The organism is Paraburkholderia ginsengiterrae (assembly GCF_001645125.1).
Taxonomy (GTDB): domain Bacteria; phylum Pseudomonadota; class Gammaproteobacteria; order Burkholderiales; family Burkholderiaceae; genus Paraburkholderia; species Paraburkholderia ginsengiterrae.
On the sequence record NZ_LXKA01000087.1, the window covers coordinates 82,774 to 98,730 of the forward strand.

The 15,957-nt window shown below is 62.8% G+C and carries 19 protein-coding genes; 13 read left to right on the top strand and 6 right to left on the bottom strand.

Annotation, left to right across the window (positions count from 1 at the left end):
- Positions 1 to 67: 67 nt before the first annotated feature.
- On the top strand, positions 68 to 1,141 hold the full coding sequence (locus tag A6V37_RS06525) for a porin (RefSeq protein ID WP_064271215.1): 1,074 nt from the start codon (positions 68 to 70) through the stop codon (positions 1,139 to 1,141).
- Positions 1,142 to 1,156: 15 nt separating this feature from the next.
- Here the strand turns inward: A6V37_RS06525 and A6V37_RS06530 are convergent, their stop codons facing one another.
- Positions 1,157 to 2,131: an IclR family transcriptional regulator gene (locus A6V37_RS06530; protein WP_064271214.1), complete on the bottom strand. Its 975-nt coding sequence runs from the start codon at positions 2,129 to 2,131 to the stop codon at positions 1,157 to 1,159.
- Positions 2,132 to 2,357: 226 nt separating this feature from the next.
- On the opposite strand from A6V37_RS06530, the gene A6V37_RS06540 reads away from it, so the two are divergent.
- Together A6V37_RS06540 and A6V37_RS06545 are read left to right on the top strand one after the other, a co-directional pair.
- A complete protein-coding gene (locus A6V37_RS06540; protein WP_064271212.1) occupies positions 2,358 to 2,645 on the top strand; it encodes a hypothetical protein in 288 nt (95 codons plus the stop codon).
- A gap of 98 nt (positions 2,646 to 2,743) precedes the next feature.
- Positions 2,744 to 4,447 carry an acid phosphatase gene (locus tag A6V37_RS06545; protein WP_064271211.1) on the top strand — a complete coding sequence of 568 codons (1,704 nt, stop codon included), beginning with the start codon at positions 2,744 to 2,746 and terminating at the stop codon, positions 4,445 to 4,447.
- 83 nt (positions 4,448 to 4,530) lie between these two features.
- Here A6V37_RS06545 and A6V37_RS06550 read toward each other — a convergent pair whose 3' ends face one another.
- On the bottom strand, positions 4,531 to 5,205 hold the full coding sequence (locus A6V37_RS06550; protein WP_064285866.1) for a DUF4410 domain-containing protein: 675 nt from the start codon (positions 5,203 to 5,205) through the stop codon (positions 4,531 to 4,533).
- 160 nt (positions 5,206 to 5,365) lie between these two features.
- On the opposite strand from A6V37_RS06550, the gene A6V37_RS06555 reads away from it, so the two are divergent.
- The 6 genes from A6V37_RS06555 (at position 5,366) to A6V37_RS06580 (ending at position 9,158) form a co-directional block, all read left to right on the top strand.
- Positions 5,366 to 5,725, top strand: coding sequence for a DUF3564 domain-containing protein (locus A6V37_RS06555; RefSeq protein WP_064271209.1), 360 nt, complete (start codon positions 5,366 to 5,368; stop codon positions 5,723 to 5,725).
- Positions 5,726 to 6,052: 327 nt separating this feature from the next.
- The gene (locus tag A6V37_RS06560) at positions 6,053 to 6,802 is read left to right on the top strand and encodes a DNA/RNA non-specific endonuclease (protein WP_064271208.1); all 750 of its coding nucleotides are present in this window, start codon (positions 6,053 to 6,055) and stop codon (positions 6,800 to 6,802) included.
- Positions 6,795 to 7,055 (top strand): hypothetical protein, encoded by a 261-nt coding sequence (locus A6V37_RS06565; RefSeq protein WP_064271207.1) that lies wholly within the window; start codon positions 6,795 to 6,797, stop codon positions 7,053 to 7,055. Before A6V37_RS06560 ends, A6V37_RS06565 begins: the two co-directional genes overlap by 8 nt.
- A 214-nt stretch (positions 7,056 to 7,269) precedes the next feature.
- Complete coding sequence (locus tag A6V37_RS06570) at positions 7,270 to 7,668, top strand: hypothetical protein (protein ID WP_064285867.1); 399 nt, start codon at positions 7,270 to 7,272, stop codon at positions 7,666 to 7,668.
- A gap of 261 nt (positions 7,669 to 7,929) precedes the next feature.
- Positions 7,930 to 8,271 carry a hypothetical protein gene (locus tag A6V37_RS06575; RefSeq protein WP_064271205.1) on the top strand — a complete coding sequence of 114 codons (342 nt, stop codon included), beginning with the start codon at positions 7,930 to 7,932 and terminating at the stop codon, positions 8,269 to 8,271.
- A gap of 2 nt (positions 8,272 to 8,273) precedes the next feature.
- A complete protein-coding gene (locus tag A6V37_RS06580; protein WP_064271204.1) occupies positions 8,274 to 9,158 on the top strand; it encodes a 4-hydroxy-tetrahydrodipicolinate synthase family protein in 885 nt (294 codons plus the stop codon).
- A 54-nt stretch (positions 9,159 to 9,212) separates the two neighbouring features.
- Here A6V37_RS06580 and A6V37_RS06585 read toward each other — a convergent pair whose 3' ends face one another.
- Together A6V37_RS06585 and A6V37_RS06590 are read right to left on the bottom strand one after the other, a co-directional pair.
- Positions 9,213 to 9,821: a lytic transglycosylase domain-containing protein gene (locus tag A6V37_RS06585; RefSeq protein ID WP_242665929.1), complete on the bottom strand. Its 609-nt coding sequence runs from the start codon at positions 9,819 to 9,821 to the stop codon at positions 9,213 to 9,215.
- A 152-nt stretch (positions 9,822 to 9,973) separates the two neighbouring features.
- The gene (locus A6V37_RS06590; protein ID WP_064271202.1) at positions 9,974 to 10,693 is read right to left on the bottom strand and encodes a Crp/Fnr family transcriptional regulator; all 720 of its coding nucleotides are present in this window, start codon (positions 10,691 to 10,693) and stop codon (positions 9,974 to 9,976) included.
- Positions 10,694 to 10,784: 91 nt separating this feature from the next.
- Between A6V37_RS06590 and A6V37_RS06595 the strand changes: the two genes are divergently transcribed.
- Positions 10,785 to 11,324: an Mpo1 family 2-hydroxy fatty acid dioxygenase gene (locus tag A6V37_RS06595; protein WP_064271201.1), complete on the top strand. Its 540-nt coding sequence runs from the start codon at positions 10,785 to 10,787 to the stop codon at positions 11,322 to 11,324.
- A 28-nt stretch (positions 11,325 to 11,352) separates the two neighbouring features.
- Here the strand turns inward: A6V37_RS06595 and rarD are convergent, their stop codons facing one another.
- Positions 11,353 to 12,249, bottom strand: coding sequence for an EamA family transporter RarD (gene rarD, locus A6V37_RS06600; protein ID WP_064271200.1), 897 nt, complete (start codon positions 12,247 to 12,249; stop codon positions 11,353 to 11,355).
- 441 nt (positions 12,250 to 12,690) lie between these two features.
- Between rarD and egtD the strand changes: the two genes are divergently transcribed.
- Positions 12,691 to 13,671: an L-histidine N(alpha)-methyltransferase gene (gene egtD / locus A6V37_RS06605; protein WP_064271199.1), complete on the top strand. Its 981-nt coding sequence runs from the start codon at positions 12,691 to 12,693 to the stop codon at positions 13,669 to 13,671.
- Positions 13,672 to 13,789: 118 nt separating this feature from the next.
- Here egtD and A6V37_RS06610 read toward each other — a convergent pair whose 3' ends face one another.
- Positions 13,790 to 14,083, bottom strand: coding sequence for an acylphosphatase (locus A6V37_RS06610; protein WP_064271198.1), 294 nt, complete (start codon positions 14,081 to 14,083; stop codon positions 13,790 to 13,792).
- A gap of 120 nt (positions 14,084 to 14,203) precedes the next feature.
- On the opposite strand from A6V37_RS06610, the gene hpnA reads away from it, so the two are divergent.
- Both hpnA and A6V37_RS06620 read left to right on the top strand, forming a co-directional pair.
- Positions 14,204 to 15,214: a hopanoid-associated sugar epimerase gene (gene hpnA, locus A6V37_RS06615; RefSeq protein ID WP_064271197.1), complete on the top strand. Its 1,011-nt coding sequence runs from the start codon at positions 14,204 to 14,206 to the stop codon at positions 15,212 to 15,214.
- A gap of 142 nt (positions 15,215 to 15,356) precedes the next feature.
- Complete coding sequence (locus A6V37_RS06620) at positions 15,357 to 15,899, top strand: hypothetical protein (RefSeq protein WP_064271196.1); 543 nt, start codon at positions 15,357 to 15,359, stop codon at positions 15,897 to 15,899.
- Positions 15,900 to 15,957: the final 58 nt, after the last annotated feature.

Below are 15,957 nucleotides of genomic sequence, written 5' to 3' on the forward strand. Positions count from 1 at the left end.
CCAAAGCAAGGATCAGGGAAGACGAATCCGGCGAGAGCTATTCGTCGGGTGATCAGGAGAACCAACGGTGAAGCACATCATTGCAGCCGGCTTGACGGCAATCTGCGCAACGACGGGCGCATGGGCGCAGAGCAGTGTGACGCTATACGGCAGCCTGGATGCCGGTATCGCGTATGTCAGCAATGTAGGCGGCCATTCGAAGTGGATGGAAGAACAGGGCAACATGCAGCCTGACCGCTGGGGCCTGAAGGGTGTGGAGGATCTGGGCGGCGGTCTGAAGACGGTCTTTCAGCTGGAAAACGGCTTCTATACGAACACTGGCTCGTTTGCAAAAGCCGGTGTGCTGTTCAATCGCCAGGCGTTTGTTGGGTTGAGTTCAGACACGATCGGCACGCTTACGCTCGGCCATCAAACGCCTTTCAGCTTCGACGTGCTGGGTCCGCTGAGCACGGCGTATCTGGCGGCCAGCTGGTACGCGTTCCACCCGGGCAATATCGACGAACTCGCCGACACGGGCGTGGTGCCGTTCGACAACTCGGTGAAATTCCGCTCGGCGAGCTTCTATGGCTTCCAGGTCGGCGCGATGATGGGTCTCGGCAACACGACCAACTTCTCGACCGGCAAGACACTGAGCTTTGCACTTAGCTATGCTAATGGTCCGTTCAAGGCCGGCGCAACGTATGCGAACGAGCACAACCGCACGCCGTCGATCGTCACCACCGGCATCACCACCTTCCAGGGCGTGGCCGCGGCGAACTACACCGCTGACAAGGTCGAAAACATGGGCGCGGGCGCGTCATATCAATTCGGCAAGCTGCTGGTGCATGCGCTGTACACGCGCGTGAAGCTGGAGTCGGCCGGGCACTCGGACACGTATCAAAGCTACGATGCCGGCGCGAATTACCAGTTCACGCCGTTTAACAGCATCGCCGGCGGCGCCGCAACGACGACGCTGGCGGGCCACCGCTGGACGCAGTTCGAGATCGGCGACATCTACGCGCTGTCGAAGTCGACGCAGTTGTACGTGAACGCGCTGTATGAGCGCGCAGGCTCGAACACGGATGCGGCGTTCTTTACCGCAGGTGTGTCGAGTGGCCGGAACCAGACAATCATTCTGACCGGCATCCACCACTCGTTCTGATTCAGCTGTTCAGCGTCAGCTCGCCGCAACCGGTTTGCGGCGCGCCTGCTGCGCGGTCGGATCGTCCGGCCGCGGCCGGTAGCTGAGGCGCTCGGACAGTTCGAGCGCCGCCTGGCAAACGGCGATGATGAGCGGCTCGCGCTCTTCGGCTTCGCCGATATCCGAGCGTGGAATCGTGACCGTCAAGGCGGCGGCGATCTTGCCGCTTTGATCGCGCACCGGCGCGCTCACCACCGAAATCCCCCGCTCGAACGACGCTTCGCTCAACGCATAGCCGAGCGCCGCGCTTTCGCGCACGCGTCCGTACAGTTCCTCGACGGTGACCGGCGTGCGTTCGGTGAAGCGTTCGAGCTGCGGCTCCGGGTACAACTGACGCAATTCCTCGAAAGTCAGATCGCCCATCAACACCTGCCCGTGCACGGTTGCATGCGCGGGCAAACGCGTGCCGACGTGCACCTTCACGGAACTGAACATCGGCTCGTGGGTTTGCGCCTTGGCGACGAACACCACGTCGCGCTGGTCGCGAATCAGCAAATGCGTACTTAAACCCGTGGCATCGCGCAAACGCTCGAGAATCGGCGTGCCGACATCGGTCAGTTCGAGCGAGCTCAGATATTCGAAACCGAGCCGCAGCACCGCGACGCTCAAGCGGAAATAACGGTCGCCATTGACGCGTTCGAGAAAGCCAAGTGCTTCCAGCGTCTGCAACAGACGGAAAGTGGTGGTGCGCGGAATGCCGATGCGCTTGGACAACTCGGGGGCGCCGAGCACCGGTTCGCGCGCGCTGAATTCCGCGAGAATGCGCAGGCCGCGTTCGAGGCCCGGCACCAGATACGTCGATCCGCCGGCGCTCTCTTCGCCGGTGGAATCGGGGGAATCAACGCCGTCCGCCTGGTCCGGCGACGCCGTCTCGTCCGGCAAGGCCGCGGCCGCCGCGCCGCGCGGCTTTGCCTGCTTGCGTCCCGCTCCTGTTTGCTCTTCTTTTGCCATCTTGGCTGCCGTTTCTGCTGTTCATCAAGGTCAGATCAGCATCATAGCGCGAAGCACGCGCCGGTCAGCCGCCGTGGACGGGCGCCACGCGAATGCCGAGGTGTGACCGGCCATGTCAATTGCTGCACTGCCATCATATAGCGCGGTGCTATGCTTTGAACCGGTCCAATGCGCGAGGCTTGATTGCCGCGCTTTCGCTCTGCCCAGGCGTTCGGAGGCCACGCTCATGTCCGATTCCATCCAGATCCAGGTTGCCGATTCGCACCTTTATCCGGGCTGCGCGGTGCAAATTCCGCACTTGCCCGAAACGGAGAGCGCGGCGGCGGCCGTCGTCGAATTCGCGGACGGTTCCGGTGCCAACGCCACCTGCCATCGGCGGGCATTCGACGAACTCGAATTGATGGTCGAGCGCTATGCCACGCAAAAGCGCCATCCTGTCGACACGAGGCACTGGCTACTCTTTGCCGTCGACGCATCGCATCACAGCTGGCGAGTGAAGCGCCGGCTGCCGTAGCCTGATCTTCAACCCGCCGCCCTTCTGCAACCGGTGCCGCGCGCACGCCGCCCCGAGCGGCGCCCCAGCGTCCGTTACCGCCACTTCGGAACCGACTGATGACAGACGACGACTCCAAACTGCCGCCGAACGCCCAGAACACCCACCACATTGATGACGCCCCCGACAACCCTGACCGCCGCCGCGTCCTCACCGGCCTTGCGGCAGTCGGAATCGGCCTGGCGCTGACGGGCTGCAAAACCGGCGACGCCATCGCGGAAAACGGCGCGCCGCGCAGCGCCGCCGACATGCGCCTCGACGCCGCGCTCCACGATCAGGTCAAAAACATCGTCGTGATCTACGCGGAGAATCGCAGCTTCGCGAATCTGTATGGCAACTTCCCCGGCGTTGAGCATCCGCTCGATGCGGTGAGCGCCGAGCGCTATCTGCAACTCGACCGCGACGGCAAAACGCCGCTGCCGCGTTTGCCGGCCATTTGGGGCGGCCTCGTGCCGCAAGCGCAGGAAGTGGACGGCAAGCGCTACATGATTGGCCAGAAGGACATCGCCAGCCTGCACAACCGCCCGTTCCATATCACCGACGCGCAAGGCACGCCGCTGCCGACCGGCGTGATCACGCGCGATCTGATACATCGCTTCTATCAGAACCAGATGCAGATCAACGCCGGCCGCAATAACCAGTTCGCCGCGTGGGGCGATTCCGGCGGCCTGGTGATGGGGCACTACCGCAATTCCGCCGACACGCTGCGTCTGTGGAATCTCGCGCAGCAATACACGTTGTGCGACAACTTCTTCATGGCGGCCTTCGGGGGCTCGTGGCTGAACCACATCTTTCTGATCTCGGCGCAAGCGCCGTTTTATCCCGACATCCAGAACAGTCCGGCGAAGAAGATGATGTCGGTGATCGAAGGCGACGATCCAACCGGCACGCGGCTCAAGCAGACAGCGGACTCGCCCGCCTCCGCATTGGACGGTCCGCCGAAGTTCGTCAACGACGGCGCATTCACCGCCGACGGCTACGCCGTCAACACCATGGCGCCGCCCTACCAACCCAGCTTCGTGCGCCCGGCCGAAGGCGGCAATCCGGCTTACGCGGATCCGTCGAGTCCGCGCGTGCTGCCACCGCAAAATTACGCGACGATCGGCGACCGCCTGACGGAGAAAGGCGTGGACTGGGCGTGGTACAGCGGCGCATGGCAATACGCGCTGGACCATCAGGACACCGGCGCGGTGCCCGACTTCCAGTATCACCACCAGCCGTTTAACTACTTCGTCAATTACGCGCCGGGCACCGCGGCGCGGCGCAAGTATCTGCGCGACGGCGGCCTGGGCAACGACGCCGCGACCAATCGTTTTATCGCCGACATCGACGCGGGGCGGCTACCCGCCGTCACGTTCTACAAGCCGCAAGGCGACCTGAACATGCACGCGGGTTACGCGGACGTGGCATCGGGCGACCGGCACATCGCGACCGTCATCGAGCGCATTCAGCGCGGCCCGCAGTGGGCCAATACGGTGGTGATCGTCACCGTCGATGAAAACGGCGGCTGGTGGGATCCGGTCTCGCCGCCGAAGGGCGACCGCTGGGGGCCGGGCTCGCGGATCCCAGCGCTGGTGGTGTCGCCGCTGGCAAAGAAAGGGAATGTCGATCACACGGTGTACGACACCAATTCGATTCTTCGTCTGATTAGCCGCGTGCATGGACTGGCACCGCTTGACGGCGTGGCGGCGCGGGATCGGGCGTTCGCGGCTGGTGGGCTCGCGCCGTTGGGAGATTTGACGGCGTCTCTCGATCTGGCTTGAGCGGCGCAGCATGGGTGGGGCGGGAATCGTTCGATTCGTCGGTGTTGAACCGCCTGCGGCGCGGCCGCGGGCGGCCGGTCGAACTATTGCGCCGCACCGTGCAGCTTGGCGATCACGGCGTCTGAAATCTGCTGAGCGGTTTTCTTGATCGTCTTCTGCTCGTCATCGCGCGACATCACGAACTTGGCGGCAATCACATACGGGTTCAGTTTGATGACCGCGCCCGGCTTACCCTTGCTGTCGGCTTCGTCGACGGCCTGATACAGCGGCGGCAAGTCGGCCGCCCCGAGGCTGTCGCACGACACCGCCACCTGGATCGAATTCTGGCCGGCGCCGAAACCCACCATTGCCCGCCTGAGGCGGTTGCCGTCATCCACGCTCAGAAACACGCCGCGCACTTCCCACCCCGCCGTGGGCAGCGGACTGCCCGGCGCGCTGCGGCGCGCGTCGACGCCGCCCTTCTTCAGATCCGCGGTCAGCGCCTCCGCCATCTCGTCCACGATGTGCTTCGCGTGGTCCTGCGGATTCTTGTCCTGCCCCATCGGTCCCGGTCCGCTCGGCAGCAATCCGCGCAGCCGGCGCAAGCGTTGCCCCGGGCCACTGTCCGGCGTCACGTTCGCGGCGTCGAGTTCGAAGTCGGACACATAGACGACCGGCGCCGGCGCGGCGAACGCCGCGCTGTCCGCCGCGGCGCTCACGGCCGCCACCATGCTCAGGCATCCGGCCACCGCCGCGCAGTGCAAAAATCGACGCGCCATAGTCCGCCTCCGCGAACGTCATCAGGACGCGGCTATCGTACAACCCGCGCACATCGCGCGTCCGTTTTTTCGTGTCTGGACCTCTTACCTTTTGCCTTGCATAACGCCGCTCGCGGCATAGACTGTTAGAGCAAAACTTCGCAATTTGTACGGGAGTGCTATGCGCCTGACTATCCTCATCAACGGTTCCGATCCCACCGTCAATCACGACTATGCGGTCTTATGGCTCGACACCGACGAACACCGGTGGTCGAGGGAAGCGCATCAAGGGATCGATTTGCCCCCGTGGGGCGAGTTGCACGACGAGAACGGCGTGACGACACTCTGCGCCCCTAGCGCGGACTCACCGTTATGCACGCTGCGCGGATTGCACGTCGACCGCAAGCAGCGCGTGAGCGCGGCGCAAGGCGCTGCCGCCTGGACAGCCCTGCCGACACATGCGGCAACCAGCGGCTTCTGGCGCCTGCAAGCCGTGGACCGCCAAAACATCCACGCCGAACACAGCGTATTCGGTAATTAGGATCGAACGCTTTTTTGTGTCGGTCGAAATGCCCGTTCGTGCATTACCCCGCATTCTGAATCTTCCGCTCCCGCTCGTTTAAGCCCTTCTTAAGTTTGCGTGCGTAGAGTTGGAAGTCCACGCATTAGGGTCGCTGCAAAGCGGCCCGTTTTTTTGCTGCTGCGCATGGCGGACGCGTCTGCCTGCGCCACGCGCCGCCATTGATTCCCTACCGGTGCGCGCGGCGCGTCAAGCCACTTTCCTTCCAGTCTTTTCCCCGTAGTCGACGTCGCGCAATACACGCCCGCGACGCTATACTTTCGCCCCCATCCCTCGACTGACTGACACATGAAGAAGTGGTTTGCCTGTCTGTTGTTCGCCGCTGCCGCTCACGTGAGCGCAGCGCCTTCCTGCACCCAGTTCACGCCGAATGCGCAATGGCCCGCTCTGACCAATCAGAAGATGGCGCCAAAAACGCGCATGCTTTGCTACAGCGATTTCGCGGTTCTGCATTCCGGCATCACGCACGGTCCGCTGTGGTCTGCCGAGTTTCTGACGCGCGACCATGTCGAAGCCGCCAAAGACATGGTGCGCACCAACAAATTCTTCGAAGACGCGCGCTTGCCTGACGGCGAGGGCGCCACGCTCGCGGACTACAAGCGCAGCGGCTTCGATCGCGGTCATATGAGCCCGGCGGGCAATCGCTGGAATCCTGAAGCGATGGCACAATCGTTCTCACTGGCCAATGTCGTGCCGCAAAACCGCGAGAACAATCAGCGGCTGTGGGCGCGCATCGAAACGTCCGTGCGCAAGATCGCGGTGTCGTACGGCGACACGTATGTGGTCACCGGTCCGATCTTCAATGGCCAGCAGTTGCAGACCATCGGTCCGACGCGCGTGTTCGTGCCGACGCAATTGTTCAAGGTAGTCTACGTGCCGTCACGGCAGCTGGCGTTCGCGGTCCTGGTGGACAACGTCTCAACCAACCGCTACGAGATGAAGACGATTCACGAACTCGAAGCCGCTTCGGGTATCCGCTTTCCGGGAATTCCGGAGAACCTCAAAGATCAGCGACCGGGAGGACTGAAAGGTGTTTAAACCTTATACGAACGACGACGATGTACTCAACATTCAGGGCGATGCGCTGACCGTGACGAACGGCACCACGCGCGTCGTACTGAACGGCACGCTGGAGCTGACGCAGGATCAGCGTGGGTTGAAGGCGGCGCTCGCGCTCAAGGAAGCGGTGGACGCGATTGTCGCCAGCTTGCAGGCGCAAAGCAATTTGCCCGCGAAGGTGAAGGACGAACCGGATGCGAAACCGGGGGTTGTGCAGAATCCGTTTCAGTAACAAACCAGCGCGGCATATTAGCGCGAAGGCAGGGAGCTTCTCCCTGCCTGTGCCGCATTAACCGCAACTGCTTCGGTATCCCGACATGTTTCAGCGGTTACGTTTTGTCACCAGAGCGTCGTCAACTCCTGTCTTCCCGTCAGCGTTAAACCGGCAGCGCTGAAACTTTTCAGCCGCGACACAAGAATCAACCGGTTAAACCAGGAGTTAAACCATGAAGACGCTTCTCGCCACACTCGCTTCCGCTCTGCTCGTGTCGACCGCTTTTGCCCAAACGGCCGCACCGACCGCCGCACCCGCTGCCGCTCCGGCCACGCAACCCGCGCAAGCGCAGCCTGCCGGCCAGGCGAATCTGAAGGCAAGCACCGCCGTGCAAACCGGCGCCACGGACGAAGTCGCGGCCGCCACGAAAGCGCCGGCCAAGGCCGAAGGCAAGACGCATGTGAAGAAGGCTTCCGCTCATCACACGGCGAAGGCACACAAGGCCACCAAGAAGACCATGCCCAAGGCCGATACCAGCGACGCCAAGACCAAAACGGAGAGCGCGAAAGAGGCCAGCACTGCTCCGGCAAAAACCGATGGCGCAAAGACCGACACGACCAAGACGCAATAACACGTGATCGGCTTCGGCACACACCGGCCATGCACTTCTAGATAAACAAAGCCGAACGGTGCCGTTCAGGGAGGGCGAGTCATACGACTCGCCTTTTTTTATGTGCGTTCATCTGGCGTTACGCGCACCGGATCCGAATACGTCTGGATTCAGGCCGTACGATTTTTTCAACACACGCCTCAATTTTTGCACCGCGTTTACCCGCAGAAGTCTAATCTCGAACTGTCTTGATCAACCATGGCGTCAACGAACGCCGCAGATATGGCTCTCACTCAAACAATCGACAGATTCGCCACGCGACCCCTGAACGAGCCGCAAGCGCCACGCAACAACGTCATTCCTTTTCCCGCGGCGCGCGTGCGCCTGCCGGTGACTCTGCCACACGCGGCGCACGAACTTCCCGGCACCCAACTGCGCGCACTGCTTCACTCGCCGCTTGGCGTGTACGTGGTCAGCACGGAAGCCGATCGTGACGAAGTTCGCGTGCTGCTCGACATTGCGTTCGACGATCTCGACTTCACCCTTCACACGCTGATCTCCTCGCTCCCGGCCGCGCTGATCGGACCGCTGAAGCGCCGCAACGCCAACACAAAGGCGCGCTAATCATGTTCTCAGGTATCTGGTTGCCCATCGTCACCCCGCTGCGTAACGGCGAAGTCGATATCGATGCCTTGCAACGCCTCGCTGACTACTACCTGCATACGGAGATCAGCGGCTTCGTCGCATTGAGCACGACCGGTGAAGCCGCGCTGTTACAGGAGGCCGAGCGTCTCGCCGTTTTACAGGCGCTCACCGAAGTGGTCGGCACACGTCTGCCGATGCTGATCGGCGTCGGCGGTTCGAACACGCGCGATGTCCTGCACGATATCCAGCGCTATGAACGGTGGGATTGCGCGGGCTATCTGGTCTCCGCGCCGTCCTACGTGTGTCCGGATCAGGCCGGCGTGCAATGGCACTTCGAGCAGGCCGCGCTCGCCACCGAGCGCCCGATCGTGCTGTACAACGTGCCGCATCGAACCGGCGTGACGATCGCGCCGGACACGGTCGCGCGACTCGTCGAGTTCGACAACATCGTCGCGATCAAGGAGTGCGTGAAGGAGCACTTCGAGAAGTTGAGCAGCCTGCCGGTCAATGTGCTGTGCGGTACGGATGAAGCGTTCGACGATTGCCTTCATCACGGCGGCACGGGCGGCATCCTGGCGAGCGCGCATGTCTGCGCGGACCTGCTGGTCGCCGCGCAGGAACTGCTGCGCGCCGAACGCTGCCAGGAGGCGCGCACGCTGTTCGCGAGTCTGCTGCCGGTGCTGCGGCTGCTGTTTGCCGCGCCGAATCCGTCCGCCATCAAGGCGATGCTCGCTTTCGATCATGCGCTCAGCGACGAGACACGCATGCCGATCACGCGCGCCTCGGCGCAACTCGTCGAGCGGCTGAGCACCGCGCGCGACCGGCTGCAAGACTTGCGCGCGGAGTTCGCCTGCGCGATTCACTAGTTTCACTCGCGCGCTTCTATTCAACCCTTCTTGACTGCACCGCGAATCAGGAGATCATTCGCGGTGCAAACTTGCGTCGAAGCGCTGCATACGAAGCGCGACACGCCGCGCGTAGCCGCGTCCGCCGCCGCTATAGCGAAGCAGCGCGGCATCGAGATCGCCGCCGCTCTCATCGAGGTATCCACGCAGAATGGCCGAGCCAAGCCGCACGTTGACAGCCGGATCGGATAGATCGGTCGTGCTTGCGATCAATTGCGGATGGGCGGCGGGCAGAATCTGCATGAGCCCACGCGCGCCCGCCACACTCACCGCATGGCGATCGAAACTCGACTCGACCGCCATCACCGCAAGCAGCAAGATGGGCGAGATGGCATGGCGGTCGGCTTCAATCAGCACAGCGCGTGCGATCTTCATCGACTCAGCAGGCGCCACGCGAAACTGCGCGCGCAGCAGGGCAGTGATGTCGTCAAGCGACGGCCACCCTGAATCTGAAGGCGTGTCGCTCGCGGCGATTGGAGCGGAGGCAGCCTGCATCGCCGCGTCCGATTGCGTGCCGGCGGCATCAGCGGCTTGGGCTGCTACGGCGAACGAGAGGACAATCGCCGCCAGCATGGCCGTCAGACCCGATGCTGGGTGACGGCCTGCTTTTCGTTGTACTGACACACCATTCAGTGCGCTATTTCCATGCATGTTTTCGCTTCCTGACCGGGGTCTCTCGACCTTACCGGGCTCGGCGTAGCGAATCGCCAAAGAAACAGGGGTGCGCCGTAAAATGATTATAAAAATGCGCCGATTGCGAAGCGCGTATACGTTTTTTATGCGCCTCGCGCCGCGTGGTCCAGCTCCGCCAACGCGCTGAGTTTTTGCACGTCCGCAATTTCGATTTCCGCATAGCCCAGCTTCAGCGCGCCTTGCGATTCGAACTGCTTCAGCACCTGGTTGATCGTCTGCCGGGACAACGCCAGCATCATCGCGAGATCTTCCTGCGGGACTTTGAGTACGCGCCGCAATGCCCCAGGCTCGCCGTAGCCGCCCGCCATCAGCAGCAAGCGGCGCGCGACGCGTGGCGCGGCAGGCAGCAGCGCGGCCTCTTCAATCGCCTCGAAAGCGAGGCGCAGCTTTTGCGTCAACAGCAATCCGAACGCATGCCAATACGCGGGCGTGTGCTCGAGCAGCGCAACGAGTGCGGCGCGCGGCACATGAAACAGCTCGGAATCGCGCTCGGCATACGCGTCGTGGGTTCGCGGCCGGTTGTCGAACAGCGCGATCTCGCCGAACCAGTTCACCGGTTCGATCACGGCAAGCAAAGCTTCTTTGCCCGTCGAACTGGCCGCTCCGATTCTCACCAATCCGTCGAGCACACAGTAAAGGCCGTCGTCGGTATCGCCGCGCATAAAGAGCCGTTGACCGGCCACGAGCCGCTCGACACGCCCCGCTTCGATCAGGCGCGCCTGCAGGGCCGCAGGCGCCGAGCGAAACCACGCGCTGCGCCCAAGCAACACGGCAAGCTCATTCGATGGGAAACTCGCAGTCATAGAACAGCATCCACGCCCGATTGTCGGCTACCCGATGGTTTCAAAATCCGCTGCCCGCGATTATGCTGACTTTGACGCAGAAGAGGCATCCATGAGAACGCTGACGCAACAGCTCACGCAATACGCGGCTTACCATCGTGACCGGCGCAATATCGTCACGCACTTCATCGGCATTCCAATGATCGTGCTGGCTTTGGCGGTGTTGCTGGGCCGGCCTGCGGTCGTGCCCGGCGCACTCTCGTTGACTCTGTCGCCCGCCTCGGTGCTATTCGTCGCCGCAACCCTCTACTACCTGAGGCTCGACGTGCCGCTCGGCTTGATGATGGCGGTCGTGTCGGCCGTATGCCTCGCGTTCGGCCAGTGGGCGGCGGCGCAATCCACGCTGGCGTGGCTCGCAATCGGCGTCGGGCTCTTTGTGATCGGCTGGGTGTTTCAGTTCATCGGCCATGTGGCTTACGAGCATCGCAAGCCGGCCTTCATCGACGATGTCATCGGCCTGCTGATCGGACCACTGTTCGTGCTCGCGGAAGCGCTATTCGGCTTCGGCTGGCGGCCCGCGCTGCGCGAAGCCATCGAGCAGCAAGTCGGCCCCACGCGAATCAACACGGATCGCGCGGCGGCGCATCGCTAAAGCACGCCGCCCGAGCCGACCGAGCCGTTCAATTCGGCGCGAAGCGAACGAGGCGCACGCCGTGCAATGCGGTCAGCGCGACCGCGATCCAGATTGGAACGTAGGTGGCCAATTGCGCACTGCTTAGCGTTTCGCCGAGCAGCACAACCGAGACCAGCACCAGCAACACAGGCTCGACATAGCCGAGGATGCCGAACAACGCGATCGGCAACAGGCGGCTCGCCTTCAGATACGATGCCAACGCAACGGTGCTCAGCGCGCCAAGGCCCGGCAGCAATAGACACCACATGTCCACGCGGCCGGCGATCATGGTCAGCGAACCGCCGCTGATCACGAAGACGATCGCCGCCGGCAGCAGCAGCGCCATCTCCACCGTGAACATCGCCAGCGAATCGCGATTGATCCGGCGGCGCAGTACGAAGTACGGCGGATAGCCGAGCGCGACCAGCAAGGTTGGCCACGAAAAGGCGCCGGTCATCCATAGCTCGTGAACAACGCCCACGGCCGCGAACGCAACAGCCAGCCACTGCAAACCGTCGAGACGCTCGTGGTAATAGAAGCGCCCCACCAGCACCATCACCAACGGCAGAAGGAAGTAGCCGAGCGAGACTTCAAGCATCCGGCCGTGCAGCGGCGCCCAGAGAAATACCCACAATTGCAAGCCGAGCAACACCGCGCTCACGATCATCGCCACGCCCAGTTTCGGCTGCGTCACCATGCGGTAAAGAAGCTCCCGGAGAATCGGCAAGCGCTTGCGCAATGCGATCAGCAATAGCGCGCCAGGCACAGTCCAGATAATGCGCCACGCGAAAATATCGAGGCCGCCAAGCGGCGCGAGCAACGTAGCGTAAGCGGACAGTAATGCGAACAGCGCGGACGCGCCGACCGACAACGCGATACCGCGTTTGGGGTCATACTGGTTCATCGCGCACCCCGTTGCGCGATCTTTTTGGCGGAGATGGCGTTTTGCTGCGCAGCGCCCGGACGCGCGGCGTTGATGGTTGTCATTGGAAAGGCAGTCTCACAAGCGGGCAGTGCGAATCAGGCGCTGCGTTTTTTGTCTTCATTAAGCGACGCAAGCCGGCATTCTAGACGGGTTGCCCGACCCCGGGGTCGCGCGCTTTCGCCGGCAGGTTGTAATTATTCCGTGCACATCGTGCATTGATGCACTAGAACATAACTTCACGTGCGGCGGCCTGAACACGCTTTTTCATCGGCAGCGCCGCATTTCTTTCGCGCAGGACGGCTCACGCGCGAATCTTGCTACGGAGTCTTGCGACGCTGTTGGCCTGTCTGAACGGCGTCATATCTCGCATGCTCCGCCCGGCAGCAATCCCGTTCATCGTATGTGACTACTGGAGCCAGCATGACCCAGCCAGCCCTATCACACGACGTATCGCCCAACCTGCGCGCAGCCTTCGCCGCCGAAGTACGCGCGGGACTCGAGCACACACCGCAAAAAGAGCTGCCGTCGAAGTATCTGTATGACGAAGTAGGCTCCGCCCTGTTCGAAGTGATTACCGTGCTCCCCGAGTACGGCGTGACGCGCGCCGAGGAGCGCCTGCTCACGAAGCACGCCGCGGACATCGTCGCGCATCTGCCGCACGACGTGACGGTTGCCGAACTCGGCAGCGGCAGTGGCCGGAAAACGCGGCGCATTCTGGAAGCGCTGTGTAAAAAGCGCCCCACTTCGTACCATCCGATCGAAATTTCGCGAAGCGCCTTGCAGTTGTGCCGGCGCGAACTCGGCGACATCGAGCGGATTTCGATTGTGGGTTATGAACGCGACTATCTGGCCGGTCTCGCCGAAGTCAGCAAGAAGCGCGCAACGGACGAGCGGTTACTGGTGCTGTTTCTTGGCAGTACGATCGGTAATTTCGGCAGACTCGCGGCCACGCGTTTCCTGCGCGATATCCGCAATATGCTCGCCCCCGGCGACGCGCTGCTGCTCGGCACGGATCTGATCAAGCCGACGCCTGTGCTGGTAGCTGCTTACGATGATTCGATCGGCGTCACCGCGTCGTTCAATCTGAACCTGCTCGCGCGTGTCAATCGTGAACTGGACGGCGACTTTCCGCTCGACGCCTTCGAGCACGTCGCGCGCTTCAATCCGGACGCGCGCAGCATCGAAATGCATTTGCGCGCAAAGCGCGATGTCACAGCGAACGTGGGCGCCGCGCAACTGACGGTGTCGCTCAAGGCCGGCGAAACGATCTGGACCGAGAGCAGCCACAAATATCGCGCGGAAGAGGTGCCCACGATCGCCGACGACGCCGGCTTTGCGTGCAGCCATCAATGGATCGAAGACGAATGGGGATTCGCGGAGAGCCTGCTCGTGGCGCGATAAACGCCGGCAACTTCGATGGCCGCGCATTGACGCGGCCGCACTCCGACAACACTTGGGCGGCGCACCGTCATGCATGACGGCGCTGCCTTTTTTGCATCAAGCCGCCCAGTGCGGCTCCTTAATGCTGCTCGAAGCGCTCGTAACGTTTTTCAGTAAGGCGCTCTTCGCCGGTCACTTCGGTCACGCGCGCCGCGGGCGGGCCGTGCCGCAGCCACGACAGCATGCGGTCGACCTGGTTGGCCGCGCCCTGCAACATGGCTTCGACGGAACCGTCGTCGAGGTTCGCCACCCATCCCTTGATACCAAGCGCGTGAGCCTGCCGCACGGTCGCGTGGCGAAAGCCGACGCCCTGCACGGTGCCGCGCACGCGCACGTAATACGTTTCGATCCGCTGATCCAGATCCGGGGCCATGCTGTCCTCACTTTGCTGTCTTTCAAGCCGGCATTCTAGTCGCGCCGCGGCGAGCTTGCTCGGCAATCCGCGCGCCCGCCACGTACAATCCGTCGTCTGTCATGCGGGGAATGGAAAAGAATGACCGAACAGAATGGCGATCTCGTGCTCGTGACCGGCGCTTCAGGCTTCGTCGGCTCGTCGGTGGCGCGCATCGCGCAACAGAAAGGTTTCAAGGTGCGCGTGCTGGTGCGCGCCACCAGTCCGCGTCAGAACGTCGAGGCGCTGAACGCGGAAATCGTGGTCGGCGATATGCGCGACGAAGCGTCGATGCGCAACGCGCTGCGCGGCGTGCGCTATCTGCTGCATGTCGCCGCCGACTATCGCCTGTGGGCGCCGGACCCGAGCGAGATCGAGCGCTCCAATCTCGAAGGCACTGAGGCGACCATGCGCGCGGCGCTGAAGGAAGGCGTCGAACGCATCGTCTATACGAGCAGCGTGGCGACCCTGAAAGTGACCAGCTCCGGCCAGTCCGCCGATGAAACCTCGCCGCTCAAGGCCGACCAGGCGATCGGCGTGTACAAGCGCAGCAAGGTGCTGGCCGAACGCGCGGTGGAACGGATGATCGCCGAAGACCGGCTGCCGGCAGTGATCGTCAATCCGTCCACGCCGATCGGTCCGCGCGACGTGAAGCCGACGCCGACCGGGCGGATCATCGTCGAAGCGGCGCTCGGCAAGATTCCCGCGTTCGTCGACACGGGTCTGAACCTCGTGCACGTGGACGACGTCGCGGCGGGCCATTTTCTGGCGCTCGAGCGCGGCAAGATCGGCGAGCGCTATATTCTCGGCGGCGAAAATCTGCCGCTTCAGCAGATGCTCGCGGACATCGCGGCGCTGACCGGCCGCAAGGCGCCGACGCTGAGCTTGCCGCGCTGGCCGCTCTACCCGCTCGCCATGGGCGCGGAAGCGGTCGCCAAGATCACGAAACGCGAACCGTTCGTCACCGTCGACGGTCTGAAAATGTCGAAGAACAAGATGTATTTCACGTCGGCGAAGGCAGAACGCGAACTCGGCTATCAGGCGCGCCCCTATCGCGAGGGTTTGCGCGATGCGCTCGACTGGTTCAGGCAAGCCGGCTATCTGAAGCCGTAACGCCTGTCCGTATGAATACGCGACGCGTGCTCGGCCATCCGTCACGCGCCGCCAAGAATTTGTTACAACGTCACTGTGTTAGCGAAAGGTAAAAGCCTACGCGCAGCAGGTAAAATCGTGGGTCTTACCAGAGAAACCTCGCATGAATCTTCACGAACAGCTCGGCGCACTGGAAATGGGCGTCGATCAGCTCATTCAGGCTGTCGTGGCCCCGCAGGCCAAAAACACTCCCGAGACACCCGCCAACAACGCCGCCGAGCACGTGCCGGCGGAACAGGCCGCGGCCGAACCCCAGGCGGATGCGCCTGCGGCCGAGACCGTGGCGGTCGTTGAAGAGAACGAGGCGCCGGCTCAAAAGCCCCAGCCCACGCTCCAAATCAATCGACCCGCGCAGAACGAGATCACCATGACGATCGGCGATCAGACGGTCGCGTTACGCACGGAGCAGATCGGCCAGCTGATCGAGGAATTGTCGAACGCGCGCGCCTCGATGACGCCGGAGCCGCCGCCGGGCATTCCGCCGGGCTGGCGCTTCGTATCGACGAAGAATCCGGTCATGGCGGTTCAGAAGCAGTCGAACGGCGACCGTTTGCTGGTCATGCGCCACACCGGCCACGGCTGGGTGCCGTTCTCCTTCTCGCCCGACATGGTGATCCAGCTCTACATGATGCTGACCAAAGCCTGATACGAAAAAGCGGTGCCCGAGCGCCGCTTTTTTCATTCAGGTCACACCCTTCATTTCG